Source organism: Ciceribacter thiooxidans (assembly GCF_014126615.1).
In the GTDB taxonomy this organism is placed as follows: Bacteria; Pseudomonadota; Alphaproteobacteria; order Rhizobiales; family Rhizobiaceae; genus Allorhizobium; species Allorhizobium thiooxidans.
In genome coordinates this window covers 2337966-2357291 of sequence record NZ_CP059896.1, presented here as the reverse complement: position 1 = coordinate 2357291, position 19326 = coordinate 2337966, and the positions used below count along the sequence as shown (strand labels likewise).

At 67.2% G+C, this 19326-nt stretch carries 15 protein-coding genes; all 15 read left to right on the top strand.

All coding sequences use genetic code 11. The annotated features are described in order from the left end of the window. Window positions 1-10: 10 nt before the first annotated feature. The 15 genes from H4I97_RS11415 to H4I97_RS11345 all read left to right on the top strand — a co-directional run bounded on the left by H4I97_RS11415 (window position 11) and on the right by H4I97_RS11345 (window position 19302). Window positions 11-445, top strand: a complete 435-nt coding sequence (locus tag H4I97_RS11415; RefSeq protein ID WP_182304780.1) for an NlpC/P60 family protein — start codon at window positions 11-13, stop codon at window positions 443-445. 3 nt (window positions 446-448) lie between these two features. Then, window positions 449-4276 (top strand): baseplate multidomain protein megatron, encoded by a 3828-nt coding sequence (locus H4I97_RS11410; protein ID WP_182304779.1) that lies wholly within the window; start codon window positions 449-451, stop codon window positions 4274-4276. 29 nt (window positions 4277-4305) lie between these two features. Continuing rightward, on the top strand, window positions 4306-4524 hold the full coding sequence (locus H4I97_RS11405) for a hypothetical protein (protein WP_342344119.1): 219 nt from the start codon (window positions 4306-4308) through the stop codon (window positions 4522-4524). 92 nt (window positions 4525-4616) lie between these two features. Further along, complete coding sequence (locus H4I97_RS11400) at window positions 4617-4925, top strand: hypothetical protein (protein ID WP_182304778.1); 309 nt, start codon at window positions 4617-4619, stop codon at window positions 4923-4925. A 78-nt stretch (window positions 4926-5003) separates the two neighbouring features. Next, complete coding sequence (locus H4I97_RS11395) at window positions 5004-5675, top strand: response regulator transcription factor (RefSeq protein WP_182304777.1); 672 nt, start codon at window positions 5004-5006, stop codon at window positions 5673-5675. After that, window positions 5665-7062 (top strand): ATP-binding protein, encoded by a 1398-nt coding sequence (locus H4I97_RS11390; RefSeq protein WP_182304776.1) that lies wholly within the window; start codon window positions 5665-5667, stop codon window positions 7060-7062. The genes H4I97_RS11395 and H4I97_RS11390 overlap by 11 nt, the downstream gene beginning before the upstream one ends. 104 nt (window positions 7063-7166) lie before the next feature. After that, window positions 7167-7565 (top strand): hypothetical protein, encoded by a 399-nt coding sequence (locus H4I97_RS11385; protein ID WP_182304775.1) that lies wholly within the window; start codon window positions 7167-7169, stop codon window positions 7563-7565. A gap of 118 nt (window positions 7566-7683) precedes the next feature. Then, the gene (gene ccmI, locus H4I97_RS11380) at window positions 7684-8811 is read left to right on the top strand and encodes a c-type cytochrome biogenesis protein CcmI (protein ID WP_182304774.1); all 1128 of its coding nucleotides are present in this window, start codon (window positions 7684-7686) and stop codon (window positions 8809-8811) included. Beyond that, complete coding sequence (gene ccmE / locus H4I97_RS11375; RefSeq protein ID WP_182304773.1) at window positions 8808-9260, top strand: cytochrome c maturation protein CcmE; 453 nt, start codon at window positions 8808-8810, stop codon at window positions 9258-9260. Before ccmI ends, ccmE begins: the two co-directional genes overlap by 4 nt. Beyond that, window positions 9257-11245: a heme lyase CcmF/NrfE family subunit gene (locus tag H4I97_RS11370; RefSeq protein ID WP_182304772.1), complete on the top strand. Its 1989-nt coding sequence runs from the start codon at window positions 9257-9259 to the stop codon at window positions 11243-11245. The genes ccmE and H4I97_RS11370 overlap by 4 nt, the downstream gene beginning before the upstream one ends. A gap of 233 nt (window positions 11246-11478) precedes the next feature. Further along, the gene (locus tag H4I97_RS11365; RefSeq protein ID WP_182304771.1) at window positions 11479-11940 is read left to right on the top strand and encodes a cytochrome c-type biogenesis protein; all 462 of its coding nucleotides are present in this window, start codon (window positions 11479-11481) and stop codon (window positions 11938-11940) included. A gap of 502 nt (window positions 11941-12442) precedes the next feature. After that, window positions 12443-13984: a Do family serine endopeptidase gene (locus tag H4I97_RS11360; RefSeq protein ID WP_244658627.1), complete on the top strand. Its 1542-nt coding sequence runs from the start codon at window positions 12443-12445 to the stop codon at window positions 13982-13984. 87 nt (window positions 13985-14071) lie between these two features. Beyond that, window positions 14072-14830: a response regulator transcription factor gene (locus H4I97_RS11355; RefSeq protein WP_182304770.1), complete on the top strand. Its 759-nt coding sequence runs from the start codon at window positions 14072-14074 to the stop codon at window positions 14828-14830. Between the two features lie 8 nt (window positions 14831-14838). Beyond that, entirely contained in the window at window positions 14839-16245 is a 1407-nt protein-coding gene (locus tag H4I97_RS11350) for a sensor histidine kinase (protein ID WP_182304769.1), read from the top strand. A 99-nt stretch (window positions 16246-16344) separates the two neighbouring features. Beyond that, entirely contained in the window at window positions 16345-19302 is a 2958-nt protein-coding gene (locus H4I97_RS11345; protein WP_182304768.1) for a bifunctional [glutamine synthetase] adenylyltransferase/[glutamine synthetase]-adenylyl-L-tyrosine phosphorylase, read from the top strand. The last annotated feature ends 24 nt before the right edge of the window (window positions 19303-19326 follow it).

Genomic DNA, 19326 nt, shown 5'->3' with positions numbered 1-19326 from the left:
GAGAGGCTCGATGTCTCAGATCACCGGGGCGGCGCTCGCCTGCGCCGAGGGCTGGATCGGCACGCCCTACCGGCACCAGGCGTCGCTCTGCGGTGTCGGCTGCGACTGCCTCGGGCTGGTTCGCGGGGTGTGGCGCGAGCTCTACGGCTGCGAGCCGGAGGTGCCGCCGCCCTACGCGCCCGACTGGGCGGAGCGGAGCGGCGAGGACCGGCTGACGGCGGCCGCCGAACGGCATTTCCAGCGCGTGGCCGACCTCGGCAAGGCGGTGCCGGGTGACCTCCTGCTCTTCCGCTTCCGGCCGCAGTTTTCGGCAAAACATGCCGGCATTCTCGGCGCCGGGGGACGGTTCATCCACGCCTACGAACAGGCGGGCGTCGTGCGCTCGCCGCTTGTGCCTGCATGGGTGCGGCGGATCGCCGGCATCTATCGTTTTCCGGAAAGGTGAGGCATGGCCACGCTTCTGTTCCAGGCGGCGGGCGCCGCCGTCGGCGGCATTTTCGGGCCGCTCGGGGCGGTTCTCGGGCGCGCGGCAGGCGCGCTTGCCGGCAATGTGCTCGACCGGGCGCTGCTTTCCGGCACGCAGACCGTCAGCGGCGCGCGGCTTTCGACGGCGAGGCTGCCCGGTGCGAGCGAGGGTACGGCGATCCCGCGTGTCTACGGCACGACGCGGATCGGCGGCACGCTGATCTGGGCGACGCGCTTCGAGGAAGAGGCGACGACGGAGCGGACTGGCGGCAAGGCCGGCGGCACGCGGGTGAAGACCTATCGCTATTTCGCCAATATCGCGGTCGGGCTCTGTGAGGGGCCGGTCGCCGGTGTCCGGCGGGTCTGGGCGGACGGACAGGAACTCGACCTTGCCGGGATCGAGATGCGCGTCCATGACGGAAGCATGACCCAGCTTCCCGATCCGCTGATCGAAGCGAAGCAGGGCGAGGGCAGGGCGCCGGCCTATCGCGGGCTCGCCTATGTCGTGTTCGAACGGCTGCCGCTCGACGATTTCGGCAACCGCATTCCGCTCCTGCAGTTCGAGGTGATGCGGCCGGTCGGCACGCTGGAGAGGCAGATCCGGGCGGTCAACGTGATCCCGGGCGCGACCGAGCACGGCTATGCGGGCGCCGCCGTCCGCGAGACGACCGGCGAGGGCAGCGCCCGTATCCTGAACCGCAACACGCTGACGGCGGAGACCGACTGGCAGGCCTCGATTGACGAATTGCAGGCGCTCTGCCCGAACCTCGAAAGCGTGGCGCTGGTCGTCACCTGGTTCGGCACGGATCTCCGGGCAGGCGAATGCAGGGTGGTGCCGGGGGTCGAAGTGGCGGCCCGGAGCGGCGAGAGCCGGCCCTGGCGGGTCGCCGGCATCGGCCGCGGCGCGGCACATATGGTTTCGCTGCACGGTGGCGGCCCGGCCTATGGCGGCACGCCGAGCGACGAGAGCGTCGTCGAGGCGATCCGCGACCTTGCCGCGCGCGGGCTGAAGGTGACGCTCTATCCGCTGATGATGATGGACATTCCGGCCGGCAACGGCCTGCCGGACCCCCACGGCGGAGCGGAGCAGGCGGCCTATCCCTGGCGCGGGCGGATCACCTGCCAACCGGCAACCGACCGGACCGCGGCGGCGAGGACCGCGATCGAGGCCTTCTGCGGCACGGCGACGGCGGCCGATTTCACCGTCTCCGACGGGAGCGTCAGCTGGCACGGTTCCGACGAGGGCTACCGACGCATGGTGCTGCACTGTGCGCTGCTTGCGAAGGCGGCGGGCGGCGTCGACGCCTTCCTGATCGGCTCGGAGCTGAAAGGGCTGACGACGGTCCGCGACGAGACGGATGCCTTTCCCTTCGTCGAAGCGCTCGCGGCGGTTGCCGGGGATGTACGGGCGATCCTCGGGCCGGCGACGAAGATCACCTACGGCGCCGACTGGAGCGAATATTCAGGCTACCATCCGGCGGACGGTTCCGGCGACCATTTCTTCCATCTCGACCCGCTCTGGGCCTCGCCGGCGATCGATGCCGTCGGGATCGACAACTACTTGCCGCTCTCCGACTGGCGGGACGAGGACCTGGCGGCGGAAAACCCCGACGGCTTCCGGCTTGCGGCGGATGCGGCGGCGATGGCGCGGCAGATCACCGGCGGCGAGGGCTACGACTGGTATTATGCGAGTGCCGCCGACCGGGTGGCGCGTATACGCACGCCGATCACCGACGGGGCCGCGGCAAAGCCCTGGGTGTTCCGGGTGAAGGACATCGAGGGCTGGTGGTCGAACCGGCATTTCGACCGGGTGGCGGGGGTGGAAAAGCCCGTGCCGACCGCCTGGACGCCGCGGGCAAAGCCGGTCTGGTTCACCGAACTCGGCTGCCCGGCGATCGATCGCGGTGCCAACCAGCCGAACGTCTTCGGCGATCCGAAATCGGCCGAGGGCGGGCTGCCCTATCATTCGCGCGGACTGCGGGCCGACGCCGTGCAGCGGCGGTTCCTTTCGGCCCACTACGACCACTGGGGAGACGCCGCAGCACCCGCCGGAATGGTCGATCCGGCGCGCATCTACCTCTGGGCCTGGGACGCGCGGCCCTATCCGGCCTTTCCGGGCAATCTCGCCCTCTGGTCGGACGGCGGCAACTGGCGGACTGGGCACTGGCTGAACGGTCGGCTCGGGGCCGGCACGGTCGCCGACGTGATCGGGGCGATGTGCGAGGACCACGGCTTTGCCGACTATGACGTCTCGGCGGTGACGGGCGATCTCGGCGGCTATGTGCAGGCCGACGTGGCATCCGCCCGCAACCTGATCGAGCCGCTCACCGAAGCCTTCCGCATCGACGTGATCGAAGACGGCGGGGTGCTGCGCTTCCGCTCGGGCGACGAGGCGAGCCTGCCGGCGACGCTTGTGGACGTGCTTGCCGATCTGAAGGACGAGCCGCTCTGGCGCGAGCGGCGCGGCCATGACAGCGATTTCGCCGGTGAGGCGATCCTGACCTTCTACGATGTGGCCGCCGATTACGCCGAGGCGAGCGCCCGCTCGCGACGGGCGCCGGCGGCGACCAGCCGGGTGCTGTCGCTCGACCTTTCTGCCGCACTTGCCGAGGAGACGGCACTTGCCGCCGCCGAGGCGCTGCTCCGCCAGCATCGCGCGGAACGCCGGACGCTGGAGACGGCGCTCGGCCCGAACGCGCTCGCCTTCATGCCGGGGGACGTGCTGACCTTCGCCGACGGGCCCGAAGGCCGCTTCGTGATTTCCGAATGCGAGGACGGCGCGGCCCGGCGCCTGACCCTGAGCGAGCTCGCCGACGGCGGATTGTCCGTGCCGGTCGCCGCGGGTCCCGACCGCGACGTTCCCAATCCCGCGTCGGACGGTTTCGCACCGGCCGTCGAATTCCTCGACCTGCCGCGCTACGCAGCGGGCAAGGACGAGGATTTCGCCCGCGTCGCGGCCTTCGCGCGGCCGTGGCGAAGGATTGCGATTTCGTCCTCCGTCGAGAGCGAGGGCTACGCCCTTCGGGTGGTGCTCGACCGCCCGGCGACGCTCGGTCGGCTTGCCGAAATCCTGGAGCCCGGCGTCACCGGCCGCTTCGACGAAGCGCACGCGATTACCCTCGACCTCACCTACGGCAGCTTCGCCTCGGCCTCGACGCTTGCGGTGCTGAACGGCGCCAACCGGCTCGCCGTGCGCTCCGCGTCCGGCGCGTGGGAAGTGATCGGCTTTGCCGCGGCGGAAGAGATCGCCCCCGGCCGATGGCGGCTGACGCGCCTCTTGCGCGGGCTCGGCGGCAGCGAGGATGCGACGGCAGCAGGTGCACCGGCGGGGGCACGGGTGATCGCGCTCGATGCGGCGGTGCCACTGCTCGGGCTTGCCTCCGACGAGGCGGGGCGGCCGCTCAACTATATTGCCGAGGCGGTTGGAATGACGGCGGCGCCGGCCGGTCCCTTTTCCTTTGCCGGCGGACGGCGGGCCCTGACGCCGCTCGCGCCGGTGCATCTTGCCGGCCGCAGGCTTGCGGACGGGAGCATCGAGATCACCTGGGTCCGCCGCGGGCGGATCGATGCTGACGACTGGGAAGCGGCGGAAATCCCGCTCGACGAGGCGGAAGAGCGCTACCGGCTGGAGATCCTCGCAGGCGGCGCGGTGAGGCGCACGATCGAGACGGCGGCACCGCGCCACACCTACACGGCCGCGGACGAGACCGCCGATTTCAGCGGGCCGGTCGCAAGCCTCACGGTCAGGGTGCGCCAGCTCGGCCGGCGGGTGGTCGACGGGATCGCCGCCGAAGCGGTCCTTTTGCTTTGAACGAAACCATCGAAGAAGGAGAGAAGACGATGTCGGAGATTACCGAATACAAACCGTGGTATCAGTCGAAGACCGTATGGGGCGCGCTGATCGCGATCGGCGCCTCGGTGCTGCGCGTCAAGGGCGTGGATGTCGGGCTTGCCGAACAGGGCCAGTTGGCCGACGCGGTCGTGTCAATGGTCGGCTCCTTCGGCGGGCTTCTGGCGATCTACGGCCGGCTTTCGGCGAAGAAGGTGATCGGCGGGTGATAAACGGAAGTTGTCGGCCGCATTCATTTGCCATTCAGATGCCATCGGGTAAATACTTCACAACAACGAATATCTTTCGGAAGTAGTAGTCCATGGCATCATTCCTGATCATAGCGAGCCTGGCCTCCGGCATTGCGGCGACATCCGCGCCGGAGGCAGCAGTCGCGACCGCCCCGGCGCCGGTGGTTCTCGCCCAGGCGCAGGGCAACGGCAACGACGGCAACAACGGCAGCAGCCGTGGTGGCGCCGACTGCTACGGGGCCGCGGCCCAGGCTGCGGCGGAACTCGGCGGGCAGGTGCTGTCGGTTCGCAGTTCCGGCGGTACATGCGTGGTGACGGTGCTGATCCCGGGCAGCGGCAACGAACGTCCGCGCAAGGTGACCATGCGGGTTTCACAGTAAGGCGCACGAGGCAGGCGACGGCCTGAGCCGGGCGCGGGGGACGCGGCCGGCCGGACAAGACGGAGAGGGACTGGCAGCATGCGCATTCTGGTCGTCGAGGACGACGTTAATCTCAATCGGCAACTCGTCGAGGCGCTGGAAGAAGCGGGCTATGTGGTCGACAAGGCGCTCGACGGCGAGGAGGGGCACTTCCTCGGCGACACCGAACCCTATGACGCGGTGATCCTCGACATCGGCCTGCCGGAAATGGACGGCCTGACCGTGCTGGAAAAATGGCGTGCGGCAGGGCGCGCAATGCCCGTATTGATCCTGACGGCCCGCGACCGCTGGAGCGACAAGGTGGCCGGTATCGACGCCGGCGCCGACGACTACGTCGCCAAGCCCTTCCACGTGGAAGAAGTGCTCGCACGCATCCGCGCGCTGATCCGCCGTGCGGCGGGGCACGCCTCCTCCGAGATCGTCTGCGGTCCGGTCCGCCTCGACACCAAGGCGTCGAAGGCGAGCGTCTCCGGCACGCAGCTCAAGCTCACCTCGCACGAATACCGGCTGCTTTCCTACCTGATGCACCACATGGGCGAGGTGGTATCGCGCTCGGAACTCGTCGAGCATCTCTACGATCAGGATTTCGATCGCGATTCCAACACCATCGAGGTCTTCGTCGGGCGCCTGCGCAAGAAGATCGGCCTTGACCTGATCGAGACGGTGCGCGGTCTCGGCTACCGGATGCAAGCGCCCAAAGATGCGCACTAGATCGCTGACCGTCAGGGTGCTGCTGCTGGCCACGGCGTGGTCGGCGGTCGCACTCGTGACCATGGCGGTGGTGATCTCGGCGCTCTACCGGCAGGGCACCGAGCGCGGTTTTAACAACCTGCTGCGCGCCCAACTCTACAACGTCATCAATTCCGTGTCGATCGGCGACGGCGACAGCCTGGCGGGCAGTCCCGAACTCGGCGACCTGCGCTTCTCGCAGCCGAAGACCGGCTGGTACTGGCTGGTCGAGCCGCTCGGCAATTTCACCACCGCGCCGCTCGCCTCCACCTCGCTCGGCCTCACCGACCTGCCGGTGCCGGACATCAATACCGTCCCCTTCGACGACCACTACGAACGCTTCTATCCGATGACAGACCCGTACGGGAACCATCTGAGGGTCGCCGAGACGGAGGTCGTGCTCGACGCCAACGGCCGGGCGGCGCGCTTTCGCGTTTCGGGAAACGTCGACGTCGTCGAGGAGGATGTCCGCTTCTTCACCACGAGGCTCTATACCGGGCTTGCGCTGATCGGCCTCGGCGGCCTCATCGTCAACGGCCTTGCCATTCTCTACGGGCTGAAGCCGCTCGAACGGGCGCGTCGGGCGCTGGAGCGGATCCGGGCCGGCGAGGCGGAGCGGATCGAGGGCGTCTTCCCCCGCGAAATCCAGCCGCTTGCAAACGAGATCAACGCGCTGATCGACAGCAATCGTCGCATCGTCGAGCGCGCCCGCATGCAGGTCGGCAATCTCGCTCATTCGCTGAAGACGCCGATCGCCGTGCTGCTCAACGAGACGCGGGCGCTGCCGAAGTCGCAGGCGAGCGTCGTCACCGCCCAGGCCGAGGCGATGCAGAGCCAGGTTTCCTCCTATCTCAACCGCGCCCGTATCGCCGCACAGCGCGAGTCCGTACTGGCGCGCACCGAGTTCGAGCCGGTGCTGGAGCGGCTGATCCGCGTGATGCGGCGGCTGAACCCGGAGACGCAGTTCGATCTGAAGCTCGCACCGGGGCTGGTGCTGGCCATGGAGCAGCAGGATGTCGAGGAGACGGTCGGCAACCTCCTGGAGAACGCCGCCCGCTTCGCCGCCACCGGCGTAGTCGTCACCGCCGGCGCGGCCGAGGGCCACGAGCCCGGCGAGGGCGTGATGCGCCGCGACTGGATCGAGGTGACCGTCGAGGACGACGGACCGGGACTGGAACCGGGCGAGATCGTCGAGGCGCTGAAGCGCGGACGGCGGCTCGACGAGAGCAAGCCGGGCACCGGGCTCGGGCTTTCGATCGTCAACGAAATCGCCTCCGAATATCAGGGGGCATTCGGACTTTCTCGCGGCGCGCGCGGCGGATTGCGGGCGCGATTGGTGCTTCCGGCCGTCACGAGGGACATTGCGTGAGGCGAATTTCCGTGAAAAAAGAAGGCTGTCACAATGATGCCACGTGGCTGCCGCAGCTAAGAGAGAGAATATTGAGGGTGGTCGGAAAAGGTCGGGCCGGGGACATGGGAAATAAGCGCTTTCGTATCGCGGTGACGGCGACGTTTGCCGCCGTGGCACTGTCGTCCTGCGCAACCACGAGCGGCAAAAGCTCCGCGTCGGGCCTCTACATCTCCGCATTGCAGGGCGGTATCATCGCCCGTTCGGGCGTCGAGTTGTCGAACAGCCAGACGCAGCGCGCACTCGAAGCCGAATACCGCGCGCTGGAGGCTGCACCCGGTGGCCAGCCGGTCGCCTGGAAGGGGAATGAGATTTCCGGCGAGGTGATCGCCGCCGCACCCTATCAGGTCGGCCAGCAGAATTGCCGCCAGTACACCCACAAGCTGAAGGTGAAGGGCAGCGAGACGGAGGTGCGCGGCGCGGCCTGCCGCAACCCGAACGGCACCTGGACGCCCTTGACGTAAGTCAAGACGGGAAATCCTGCGATCCCCTAGAACAGGGCTTGCGGCGAAACGCCTCAAATGTGCGTCATCAGCCGTTTGCCGGTTGGAATGTCCCCCGGCATAGATTAATTGGGTTCTCATGTTGTTCTGGATCGCCACTGCCTTGCTGACGGCCGTCACGGCCGTCGTCCTTCTCGGGCCGCTCTTTCGCGGCAATACCGTCCTTGTCGAGGACGCGGTCGGCGAGGCCGCCGTCTACCGCGACCAGTTGAACGAACTCGAACGCGACAAGACGCTCGGCCTGATTGGGGGCGAGGAAGCGGATTACGCCCGCGCCGAGATCGGTCGGCGCCTCATCGCCGCGTCGGCCGAGGCGAAGGGCGGCAAGCAGCCGAAATCCGGCCGGCACCTGCTGGCACAGGCTTTCATCGTCGTCTGCCTGCCGGCGATCGGGCTCGGTCTCTACATGCTGACCGGCAGCCCCGGAATGCCTTCCGAGCCGCTTGCCGCACGGCTGGAAAACCCCGGCAACAATCTCGAACTGCTGGTCGCCAAGGTGGAACGGCACCTTGCCCAGAACCCGGACGACGGCGCCGGCTGGGACGTGCTGGCACCGATCTATTTCAAGATGTCGCGCTACGGCGACGCAGAACTCGCCTACCGCAACGCGATCCGCCTGCTCGGCCAGAACCCGGAGCGGATGATCGGCCTCGGCGAAACGATGACGGCAGAAAGTGACGGCATCGTCACCGCCGACGCCCGCTCGGCCTTCGAACAGGCGGTGAAGCTCGGCAGCGCCAATCCGCGCGCCTCCTTCTACATCGCGCTGTCGCTCGAGCAGGAAGGCAAGCGCGAGGAGGCCCGCGCCGCCTTCGAGGCGCTCGCCAAGGCATCGCCGGCCGACGCGCCGTGGCTGCCGCTGGTCAACGAACACATCGCGGCGAACACCGGCGAAGCGAAGCCGGAAGCGCCCGGCAATCCGACGGCGGCCGATATCGCCGCGGCGCAGGGCATGTCGACGGGCGACCGCACGGAGATGATCCGCGGCATGGTCGCCGGGCTCGACGCCAAGCTCAAGGAAAACCCGAACAATTTCGAAGGCTGGATGCGTCTCGTCCGGTCCTACGCGATGCTGAAGGAGCCGGAAAACGCCGTCGCGGCGCTGAAATCCGCGCTCGCGGCCTTCCCGGCGGAGGGGCAGGAAGGCCAGCAACTGATCGCGATGGCCCGCGAGCTCGGCCTGCCGGTGGAGGAAGCACTGAAATGACCCGCAAACAGAAGAGACTGGCCGTCATCGCCGGCGGCATGGGCTTCATCGTCGCGGCCGTGCTGCTGGTGATGTTCGCCTTCAGCCAGTCGGTCGCCTATTTCTACGTGCCGGGCGATCTCGCCACCGTGACGGTGCCGCCGGGAACGCGCATCCGGCTCGGCGGCCTCGTCGAAACGGGTTCGGTCAAGCGCGGCGAGGGATCGACCGTGACCTTCGCCATCACCGACACGATCGGAACCGTTCCGGTCACCTATACCGGCATCCTGCCCGATCTCTTCCGTGAAGGGCAGGGCGTGGTCGCAGAAGGCGCCTTCGTCGCCGGCGATCCGGTCTTCGCCGCCGACACGGTGCTTGCCAAGCACGACGAGACCTATATGCCGAAGGACGTCGCCGACCGCCTGAAGGCGCAGGGCGTCGAACTGAGCGGCAAGGAGACGGTGAAATGATCATCGAACTCGGACACTATGCCCTGGTCCTGGCGCTGGCGACGGCGATCGTTGTCTCCGTACTGCCGCTGATCGGCGCAAGGCGCGGCGATACGGCGCTGATGGGCATCGCCACCACGGGTACGCTCGCGATGTTCGGGCTCGTGGTGCTTTCCTTCGGGGCGCTGAGTTATGCCTATATGGTCTCCGATTTCTCGGTGCAGAACGTCTGGCAGAACTCGCACTCGCTGCTTCCCGACGTCTACCGCTTCGCCGCCGTGTGGGGGAACCATGAAGGCTCGATGATGCTGTGGCTGTTGATCCTCAGCCTGTTCAGCGCCATGGTCGCCTTCTTCGGCGCCAACCTGCCGCAGCGGTTGAAGGCGAATGTGCTGGCGGTGCAGGCGTGGATCGCGACCGCCTTCGCCCTCTTCATCCTGCTCACCTCCAATCCCTTCATCCGCCTCGCGCCGGCACCGGCGGAAGGCAAGGACCTCAATCCGGTCCTGCAGGACGTCGGCCTCGCCATCCATCCGCCGCTTCTCTATCTCGGCTATGTCGGCTTCTCCGTCTGCTTTTCGTTCGCGATCGCCGCCCTCATCGACGGGCGCATCGACGCCGCCTGGGCGCGCTGGGTGCGGCCGTGGACGCTTGCCGCCTGGACCTTTCTGACCGCCGGCATCGCCATGGGCTCCTACTGGGCCTATTACGAGCTCGGCTGGGGCGGCTGGTGGTTCTGGGACCCGGTCGAAAATGCCTCCTTCATGCCCTGGCTCGCCGGCACGGCGCTGCTGCATTCCGCGCTGGTCATGGAAAAGCGCGAGGCGCTGAAGATCTGGACGGTGCTGCTGGCCATCCTCGCCTTCTCGCTGTCGCTCCTCGGCACCTTCCTCGTGCGCTCCGGCGTGCTGACCTCGGTGCATGCGTTTGCGACCGACCCGAGCCGCGGCATCTTCATCCTCGGTATCCTGACGATCTTCATCGGCGGGGCGTTCACGCTGTTCGCCTTCCGGGCGCCGGCTCTGAAGTCGGGCGGGCTCTTCGCACCGATCTCGCGGGAAGGGGCGCTCGTCCTCAACAACCTGATCCTGACCGTCTCGGCGGCGACAGTGCTCGTCGGCACGCTCTATCCGCTGCTCCTCGAGACGCTGACCGGCGACAAGATCTCGGTCGGTCCGCCCTTCTTCAACCTGACCTTCGGCCTGCTGATGGCACCGCTCCTCATTGCGCTGCCCTTCGGGCCGATGCTCGCCTGGAAGCGCGGCGACCTGCTCGGCGCATTCCAGCGGCTTTACGTGGCGGCGGGGCTCGCGCTCGTCGCGGCCGTGATCCTCTTCTACGTCCAGCACGGCGGCCCGGTGCTCGCCGTCTTCGGTCTCGCTGCGGGCTTCTTCATCGTCTTCGGTGCGCTCGCCGACCTCTGGTACCGCGCCGGCTTCAACAAGGTCTCGACGTCGGTCGCCTTCCAGCGCCTCGCGGGCCTTCCGCGCTCGGCCTTCGGCACGGCGCTCGCCCATCTCGGCTTCGGCGTGACGGTGCTCGGCATCGTCGCGGTGACCACCTTCGAGACGGAGACGGTCACCGAGATGAAACCCGGCATGACGGTGGAGGCGGGCGGCTATACTGTCACCTTCGACCGGATGATGGCGGCGAAGGGCCCGAACTTCACCGAGGACCGGGCGCACTTCACCCTGAGCAAGGGTGGCGTCGACATGGGCGAGGTGTGGTCCTCGAAGCGTCTCTACACGGCGCGGCGCATGCCTACTACCGAGGCCGGCATCCGCAGCTTCGGCACCAGCCAGCTCTACGTCTCGCTCGGCGATCCGATGGCCGAGGGAGGCATCGTCGTGCGCGTCTGGTGGAAACCCTTCATTCTCTGCATCTGGATCGGCGCCCTCGTCATGATGGCGGGCGGCTTCGTCTCACTCTCCGACCGGCGGCTGCGCGTCGGCGCGCCGACGCGGCGGACGAAGTCCGTCAAGGTGGCGCTGGAGGCTGCGGAATGAACATGATGCGTCGTAGATTGCCCCTCACCCTGACCCTCTCCCCGCAGGCGGGGAGAGGGGACGGAGACGGTGCGGCAGCGTCCTTCTCTCCGCTTGCGGGGAGAAGGTGCCGGCAGGCGGATGAGGGGCAGCATGACACGAGCGTAGGCGGGTTGACGTCCCCCTCATCCGGCCCTTCGGGCCACCTTCTCCCCGCCGGGGAGAAGAGGGAGCGCACGTCTGGGTCCGTCAACATGCTCCGACGCTTGCTGATGGCCGTCATCCTGGCGCTGTCGGTGTTCGCGCCGCTGCCCGCCTTTGCCGTCAATCCGGACGAGGTGCTGGCCGATCCCGTGCTGGAACAGCGCGCCCGTAATATTTCGGCTGAGCTGCGCTGCCTCGTCTGCCAGAACCAGTCGATCGACGATTCGAATGCCGATCTCGCCCGTGACCTGAGGCTCATCGTGCGCCAGCGCATCGTCGGCGGCGATACCGACGAAGAGGTCATGGATTACGTAGTATCGCGCTACGGCGAGTTCGTGCTCCTGAAGCCTCGCGTCTCGGCCAAGACCTATGTTCTCTGGGGTGCTCCCGCCGCGCTGCTGGTGATCGGCGCCTTTGCGGCACTCGTCTATGCCCGCGGCCGCAATCGCCCAGCGCCGGAAAGGCTTTCGCCCGAGGAAGAGGCGCGGCTGAAGGCGCTGATCGAGGACTGAGCCGCGGCGCTGCCCGCCAGCGGCACCGGGGCAATTGCCAGGGATTCTGAGCAGCGCACGAAGCGTGCTCCCTCTTCTCCCCAGCGGGGAGAAGGTGGCCCGGAGGGCCGGATGAGGGGGCGCGAGGCGCAAAAGGCGGTGCCGGGCAGCCCCCTCATCGCCTCGCATCCGCTCGGCACTTCTCCCCGCTGGGGAGAAGAGGGAGGCCGGAGCCGCCACAGGTATCCCATATGCGATTGCCTTGCGCCGCAGCCGGAGTAAAAGCCCGGCATCTGCCTGTTTCGACAGCGGTTTCCGGCGTCGCGGCGTCCGAGCGTCGGTGCGAGGCCTTCTGCCGCGGTGCGGCCGGGCGCCAAATGTCGTCGACCCCTCCCGAAGATTACCAAGATTTCATCTGCCGTACAGTTCGCAGTAACGTGGGCCGTTCTATATCTCTCCTCATCCACCGCTTCACGCCGGCTTTCCGGCCAATAGTCAGATGAAAAGAGAAAAGGTAGGTCACATGTTCAACAGCAGACGCTCCAAGCTCAAGACGATGCTCCGCAATTCGACGGCGGCAGGTCTCGCCGCGGTGATCGTCGCGGGCTCCGTGCCGGCGATGATCGTTCCGGCCTATGCCGAGGCCGTCCGCGTCGAAGCCCCGCAGGTGCCGAGCTTCTCCGATGTCGTTTCCGCCGTTTCCCCGGCCGTTGTCTCGGTCCGTGTACAGACGAACGTTCAGACGGCGCAGGACGAAAGCAACTTCCAGTTCGGCTTCGGTGGCCGTGGCTTCGAGGATCTCCCGGACGACCACCCGCTGAAGCGCTTCTTCAAGGAATTCGGCATGCCCGGTCCGGACGCCCGTCCCGGCCAGAAGCCGAACCGTCCGCGCGGTGAGGGCCGGCTTCGTCCGACCTCGCAGGGCTCCGGCTTCTTCATCTCCGAGGACGGTTACATCGTCACCAACAACCACGTCGTCCAGGACGGTGCCGCCTATACGGTCGTCATGAACGACGGCACGGAACTCGACGCCAAGCTCGTCGGTACCGACGCCCGCACCGACCTCGCCGTGCTGAAGGTCGAGAACCCGAAGCAGAAGTTCACCTACGTGCAGTTCGCCGCCGACGAGAACATGCGCGTCGGCGACTGGGTCGTCGCCGTCGGAAACCCCTTCGGCCTCGGCGGAACGGTGACCGCCGGCATCATCTCGGCCCGCGGCCGCGATATCGGCTCCGGTCCCTATGACGACTACATCCAGATCGACGCTGCGGTGAACCGCGGTAATTCCGGTGGCCCGGACTTCAACCTGAACGGCGAAGTGGTCGGCATCAATACCGCGATCTTCTCGCCGTCGGGCGGCAATGTCGGCATCGCCTTTGCAATTCCGGCCTCCGTCGCCAAGGGCGTGGTAGACGAACTGATCAAGACGGGTACTGTCGAACGCGGCTGGCTCGGCGTGCAGATCCAGCCGGTGACGAAGGACATCGCCGATTCGCTCGGCCTCTCGGAAGCGAGCGGCGCTCTCGTCGTCGCCCCGCAGGCCGGTTCTCCGGGCGAGAAGGCGGGTATCAAGCAGGGTGACGTGGTGACGGCCGTCAATGGCGAAACCGTCAAGGATCCGCGCGACCTCGCCAAGCGCATCGCCGCCTTCGCCCCCGGAACCACCGTCGACGTCTCGATCTGGCGCGAAGGCAAGTCGATGTCGATGAAGGTCGAACTCGGCGAACTGCCGAAGGACCAGCAGGCCTCGGGCGGCAGCGCCGTGCCGGACAAGTCCGCCCCTTCGACCGAACAGGCGCTCGCCAACATGGGCATCAGCGTCGCTCCGGCCGAAGACGGCAAGGGCCTGACGATCGTCGATGTCGATCCGAACTCCGATGCCGCCGACAAGGGCCTGCAGGCCGGCGAGAAGATCGTCTCGGTCAACAACCAGACCGTCTCCACCGCCGACGAGGTCCTGAAGGTGATCGACCAGGCGAAGAAGGACGGCCGCACCAAGGCGCTCTTCCAGGTCGAGTCGCAGAACGGCAGCCGCTTCGTCGCCCTGCCGATCGACCAGGGCTGATCCGGTAGACGACCGACATCAAGGGCGTCGCGCGGGACCAGTTTCGGGCCGCGCGGCGCTCTTTCCATTCAGGCAAGGGAGACCAGCATGAATTCCCCACAGCAGACACCGCCGGGCACCGGCGAAACCGGTTGTGCGGAGGCCGTGGCCGGCGCTAATGTCCCGCGCATGAAAATACTGGTGATCGAAGACGACCTCGAGGCCGCGGCCTACATGGTCAAGGGCTTTCGCGAGGCGGGCATCGTTGCCGACCACGCGAGCGACGGCGAAAGCGGCCTCTTCATGGCGAGCGAGAATGGCTATGACGTGCTTATCGTCGACCGGATGCTGCCGCGCCGCGACGGATTGTCGGTGATCAGCGAACTAAGGAAGCGCGGCGTCGAGACGCCGGTGCTGATCCTCTCCGCACTCGGGCAGGTGGACGACCGTGTGACAGGCTTGCGCGCTGGCGGCGACGACTACCTTCCCAAACCCTATGCCTTCAGCGAGCTTCTCGCCCGCGTCGAGGTGCTCGGCCGCCGCAAGGGCAAGCCGGAACAGGACATGGTCTACCGTGTCGGCGACCTCGAACTCGACCGGCTCTCCCACGAAGTCCGCCGCGGCGGCAGGGAACTGCTGCTGCAACCGCGCGAGTTCCGTCTGCTCGAATACCTGATGAAGAATGCCGGGCAGGTGGTGACGCGCACCATGCTTCTGGAAAACGTCTGGGATTATCATTTCGACCCGCAGACCAACGTCATCGACGTACATGTGTCGCGGCTGCGCTCGAAGATCGAGAAGGATTTCGACAAGCCGCTGCTGAAGACGGTGCGCGGCGCCGGCTACATGATCAAGGACGAAGGGTAACGCCGTCCATGTCCCGCATCGGTGTGCTCTTCAAGTCGACGGCGGTCCGGCTTTCCGCGCTTTATATCGTGCTCTTCGCGCTCTGCGCCGCCTTCCTCGTCTTCTACGTGACGGCCCTTTCCGAACGGCTGCTCAACCAGCAGACCCGCGACAGCCTGCAGCAGGAAGTGGCCGACATCGAACGTGCCTACAACACCGGCGGCATGAACCAGATGCTGAAGATCATGGAGCGGCGGGCCCGCCAGCCGGGCGCCAACCTCTATGTGATCGCCGGGCCGACCGGCGAGATCCTCGCCGGCAATGTCGGCTCGCTGCAGCCGGGCATCTTCGACAAGGAGGGCTGGACCGACTTTCCTTTCCTCTACGAGCGCTATTCCGAGTCCGGCGATGCCAAGAAGCACATCGCCACGGCCCATGTCGTCATTCTCGACAACGGGCTGCGCGTGCTCATCGGCCGCGACCTCGGCGAGCCGGCGAAATTCCGCCTTCTGGTCCGCAAGGCGCTGATGGTGGCGCTGGCGATCATGGGTGTCGGGGCGCTGATCATCTGGTTCGCGATCGGCCGCAATGCGCTGAAGCGGATCGACCGGATGTCGTGGGCGAGTACCAAGATCATGGCGGGCGACTTGTCGCAGCGCCTGCCGGTCGGCGGTTCGGGCGACGAATTCGACCGCCTGTCGCAATCGCTGAACGACATGCTGGGACGGATCGAGCGGCTGAACGAGGGGCTGCGGCAGGTCTCCGACAACATCGCCCACGACCTGAAGACGCCGCTGACCCGCCTGCGCAACAAGGCGGCGGATGCACTTGCCGAAGACGACGACGGCGCAAGGCGGGCCGCGCTCGAGGGCATCATTTCCGAATCCGACCAGCTGATCCGGACGTTCAACGCGCTTCTGATGATCAGCCGCGTGGAGGCGGGTTCGATTGCCGCCGAGCTTTCCGACGTCGACCTGTCCGCGATCGCTGCCGACGCCGCCGAACTCTACGAGCCGGTGGCGGAGGAGGCGGGACAGAAGCTCGTGACCGACATCGCGCCTGCGCTCTCGGTGCGCGGCAACCGCGAGCTGATCGGTCAGGCGATCTCCAACCTCGTCGACAACGCGATCAAGTACGGTGCGGAAAGCGACGGCGACGGCACGATCACGCTCACGGTGGCGAAGACCGGCGGCGAACTGCGCCTCTCGGTCTCCGACCACGGGCCGGGCGTTCCGGCCGAAAAGCGCGGCGACGTCGTCAAGCGCTTCATGCGGCTCGACGAAAGCCGTTCGAAGCCCGGCACCGGGCTTGGCCTCTCGCTGGTCGAGGCGATCATGGCGCTGCATGGCGGCAGGCTCGAGCTTTCCGACACCGAGCCGGGCAAGGAACAGCCGGGCCTGACCGCGACCATGATCTTTCCCGGACAGAAGGCCTGAGACCCGAGGGATATGATTCCCTTTACCTCTCCGCTCCTCTAATCTGCGCCGGCAAAGGCGAGAATCGCGGATACCGCCGCGGTCGAGGGAGGAGGCCCCATGGCTGATCAGACGAACACCTGGCTCCGCGCGGTCGCGCCGGACGTCATCCGCCCGCTCAACCAGACCGAACTCAAGGCAGCCGTTGCGGCGCTGAAGGAGATCGGCCGGCAGGAGCCGGCGATTGCCGCGATGATGGCCGAGGATACGCCGCTCAAGTCCTTCGTGACGGCGGCGATCAGCCTCTCGCCCTATCTGCGCGAGACCGCGACGCTCAAGCCGGCGCTGCTCGCAAGTGCGGTGTCGGAACCGCTCGAACCGCTCCTCGAAGGGCTGGTCGCGAGCGCCCGCGATGCATGGAAAGCCAACGGCGACGGGGCAGTGCCGACCGAGGCCGAGGTGATGTCCAGGCTCCGGGTCGCCAAGCGCAAGCTCTCCTTCCTGGTGGCGCTCGCCGACCTTTCCCATCTCTTCGACGGACGGCAGACGACCGGCTGGCTGACCGCCATGGCGGAAGCGGCGGTTGCGGCCGCCGTCGATCACCTGCTGCTTGCCGGCGAGGACGCCGGCAAGCTGAAGCTCGCCGACCGTTCGGCGCCGTCTGCCGGCAGCGGCCTCATCGTGCTCGGCATGGGCAAGCTCGGCGCCCGCGAACTCAACTATTCCTCCGACATCGACCTCGTCGTCTTCTTCGAACCGCTCGCCGGCATTCTCGTCTCGCCCGAGGACGCGACAGAGACCTTCGGGCGGATGATGCGCCGGCTGGTGCGGATCATGCAGGAGCGCACGGCCGACGGCTATGTCTTCCGCACCGACCTCAGGCTTCGCCCCGACCCCGGCTCGACGCCGCTTGCCGTGCCGGTCGAGGCGGCGATCCTCTATTACGAGGGGCGCGGGCAGAACTGGGAGCGCGCCGCCTTCATCAAGGCCCGGCCGGTCGGCGGCGATCTTGCCGCCGGCGAGGGCTTCCTGCGGGAGCTGGTGCCCTTCGTCTACCGGAAATATCTCGATTACGCGGCGATCGCCGACATCCACTCGATCAAGCGGCAGATCCACGCCCACAAGGGGTTCGGGGCGATCGCCGTCAAGGGCCACAACGTCAAGCTCGGCCGCGGCGGCATCCGCGAGATCGAGTTCTTCGCCCAGACCCAGCAGCTGATCGCCGGCGGCCGCATGCCGCAGTTGCGTGTGCGGGCGACCGAGGAGGCGCTGCAGGCGCTGACCGACGCCAGCTGGATCGACGACACGACGCGGGCAGAGCTCACCGAATGCTACTGGTTCCTGCGCGACATCGAGCACCGGATCCAGATGGTCTATGACGAGCAGACGCACGTGCTGCCGCAGACCGAGGCGGAGCTGAGGCGGATCGCGCTGATGGCCGGATTCCCCGACACTGCGAGCTTCTCCACGCGGCTCGAAAGCGTGCTGAAGACGGTCGAGCGGCGCTACGCCAAGCTCTTCGAGCATGAAGGGGAGCTCTCCGGCGCCCACGGCAACCTCGTCTTCACCGGCCAGCGCGACGACCCCGACACGCTGAAAACGCTTGTTGCGCTCGGCTTCGAGCGGCCGGAGGACATTTCGCGCGTCATCCGCACCTGGCATTACGGCCGCTACCGCGCCACGCAGTCGGTCGAGGCGCGCGAGCGGCTGACGGAACTGATGCCGCAACTCTTGAAGACCTTCGGCGAGAGCCGCCGCGCCGACGAGGCGCTGCTGCGCTTCGACAATTTCCTCTCCGGGCTTCCGGCCGGCATCCAGCTCTTCTCGCTGCTCGGCAAGAACCCGGCGCTCCTCGAACTCATCGTCAACATCATGTCCTCGGCGCCGCGGCTCGCCGACATCATCGCGTCGCGCCCGCACGTCTTCGACGGCATGCTCGACCCGTCGCTGATGGTACAGCTGCCGACCCGCGACTATCTCGCCGGCCGTCTCGAAAGCTTTCTCGCCGGTGCCCGCCATTACGAGGACCTGCTCGACCGGCTGCGCATCTTCGCCGCCGAGCACCGCTTCCTGATCGGCATCCGGCTTCTGACCGGCACGATCGGCGGCATGCAGGCGGGCCGCGCCTTCACCGATCTCGCAGCACTCATCCTGGAAGCGGCGCTTGCCGCCGTGCTGCGCGAGATCGAGGCCCATCACGGCCGCTTCCCCGGCGGTCGGGTGGCGATTGCCGGCATGGGCAAGCTCGGCAGCTACGAGCTGACGGCCGGCTCCGACATCGATCTGATCCTGCTCTACGATTACGACGACGAGGCCGCCGAATCCGACGGGCCGAAGCCGCTCGACCCGGTGCGCTATTTTACCCGGCTCACCCAGCGGCTGATTGCGGCGCTCTCGGCGCCGACGGCGGAAGGCGTGCTCTACGAGGTCGACATGCGGCTTCGCCCCTCCGGCAACAAGGGACCGGTGGCCACCAGGCTGCGCGCCTTCGAAAAATACCAGAAGGAGGAGGCCTGGACCTGGGAACACATGGCGCTCACCCGCGCACGGCTGATCTGCGGTGACGCGGACCTCATCGCCGATGCCGAGCGGATCATCGCCGTGGTGCTGGAGCGGCCGCGCGAGGAGGCGAAGACCGCGCGCGACGTCGCCGAGATGCGCAAGATGATCGACGAGGAGAAGGCGCCGCGCGACATCTGGGACCTGAAGCTCATTGCCGGCGGGCTGATCGACATCGAGTTCATCGCGCAATACCTGACGCTCGTCGCACCCGCCCGCGGCATCGCGGTCAAGGTGAACGGCCTCACCACGGAGGAGGCGCTGAAGGCGGTGGGCGGCGCGCTGATGGACGTCAATGACCTCGACCTCTGCCTCGAGGCGATAAGGCTCTACAGCGAGATCTCGCAGGTGACGCGCCTCTGCATCGACGGACCGTTCAAGCCCGACGCGGTGCCGGCCGGGCTGATCGATCTCGTCTGCCGCGCCGGCGACTGTCCCGACATCAAGACGCTGGAATCGGAGATCAAGCGGCTTTCCAAGGCGGTGCGAAAGGTGTTCCAGACGGTGGTGAAGGGGTGAGGATATTCGGCGTTCGGCGGCTTC

What these genes read in the sequence shown, in the direction of transcription:
- H4I97_RS11415 (WP_182304780.1), top strand. Translation starts at nt 11, where the DNA reads ATGTCTCAGATCACCGGGGCGGCGCTCGCCTGCGCCGAGGGCTGGATC.
- H4I97_RS11410 (WP_182304779.1), top strand. Translation starts at nt 449, where the DNA reads ATGGCCACGCTTCTGTTCCAGGCGGCGGGCGCCGCCGTCGGCGGCATT.
- H4I97_RS11405 (WP_342344119.1), top strand. Translation starts at nt 4,306, where the DNA reads ATGTCGGAGATTACCGAATACAAACCGTGGTATCAGTCGAAGACCGTA.
- H4I97_RS11400 (WP_182304778.1), top strand. Translation starts at nt 4,617, where the DNA reads ATGGCATCATTCCTGATCATAGCGAGCCTGGCCTCCGGCATTGCGGCG.
- H4I97_RS11395 (WP_182304777.1), top strand. Translation starts at nt 5,004, where the DNA reads ATGCGCATTCTGGTCGTCGAGGACGACGTTAATCTCAATCGGCAACTC.
- H4I97_RS11390 (WP_182304776.1), top strand. Translation starts at nt 5,665, where the DNA reads ATGCGCACTAGATCGCTGACCGTCAGGGTGCTGCTGCTGGCCACGGCG.
- H4I97_RS11385 (WP_182304775.1), top strand. Translation starts at nt 7,167, where the DNA reads ATGGGAAATAAGCGCTTTCGTATCGCGGTGACGGCGACGTTTGCCGCC.
- ccmI (WP_182304774.1), top strand. Translation starts at nt 7,684, where the DNA reads ATGTTGTTCTGGATCGCCACTGCCTTGCTGACGGCCGTCACGGCCGTC.
- ccmE (WP_182304773.1), top strand. Translation starts at nt 8,808, where the DNA reads ATGACCCGCAAACAGAAGAGACTGGCCGTCATCGCCGGCGGCATGGGC.
- H4I97_RS11370 (WP_182304772.1), top strand. Translation starts at nt 9,257, where the DNA reads ATGATCATCGAACTCGGACACTATGCCCTGGTCCTGGCGCTGGCGACG.
- H4I97_RS11365 (WP_182304771.1), top strand. Translation starts at nt 11,479, where the DNA reads ATGCTCCGACGCTTGCTGATGGCCGTCATCCTGGCGCTGTCGGTGTTC.
- H4I97_RS11360 (WP_244658627.1), top strand. Translation starts at nt 12,443, where the DNA reads ATGTTCAACAGCAGACGCTCCAAGCTCAAGACGATGCTCCGCAATTCG.
- H4I97_RS11355 (WP_182304770.1), top strand. Translation starts at nt 14,072, where the DNA reads ATGAATTCCCCACAGCAGACACCGCCGGGCACCGGCGAAACCGGTTGT.
- H4I97_RS11350 (WP_182304769.1), top strand. Translation starts at nt 14,839, where the DNA reads ATGTCCCGCATCGGTGTGCTCTTCAAGTCGACGGCGGTCCGGCTTTCC.
- H4I97_RS11345 (WP_182304768.1), top strand. Translation starts at nt 16,345, where the DNA reads ATGGCTGATCAGACGAACACCTGGCTCCGCGCGGTCGCGCCGGACGTC.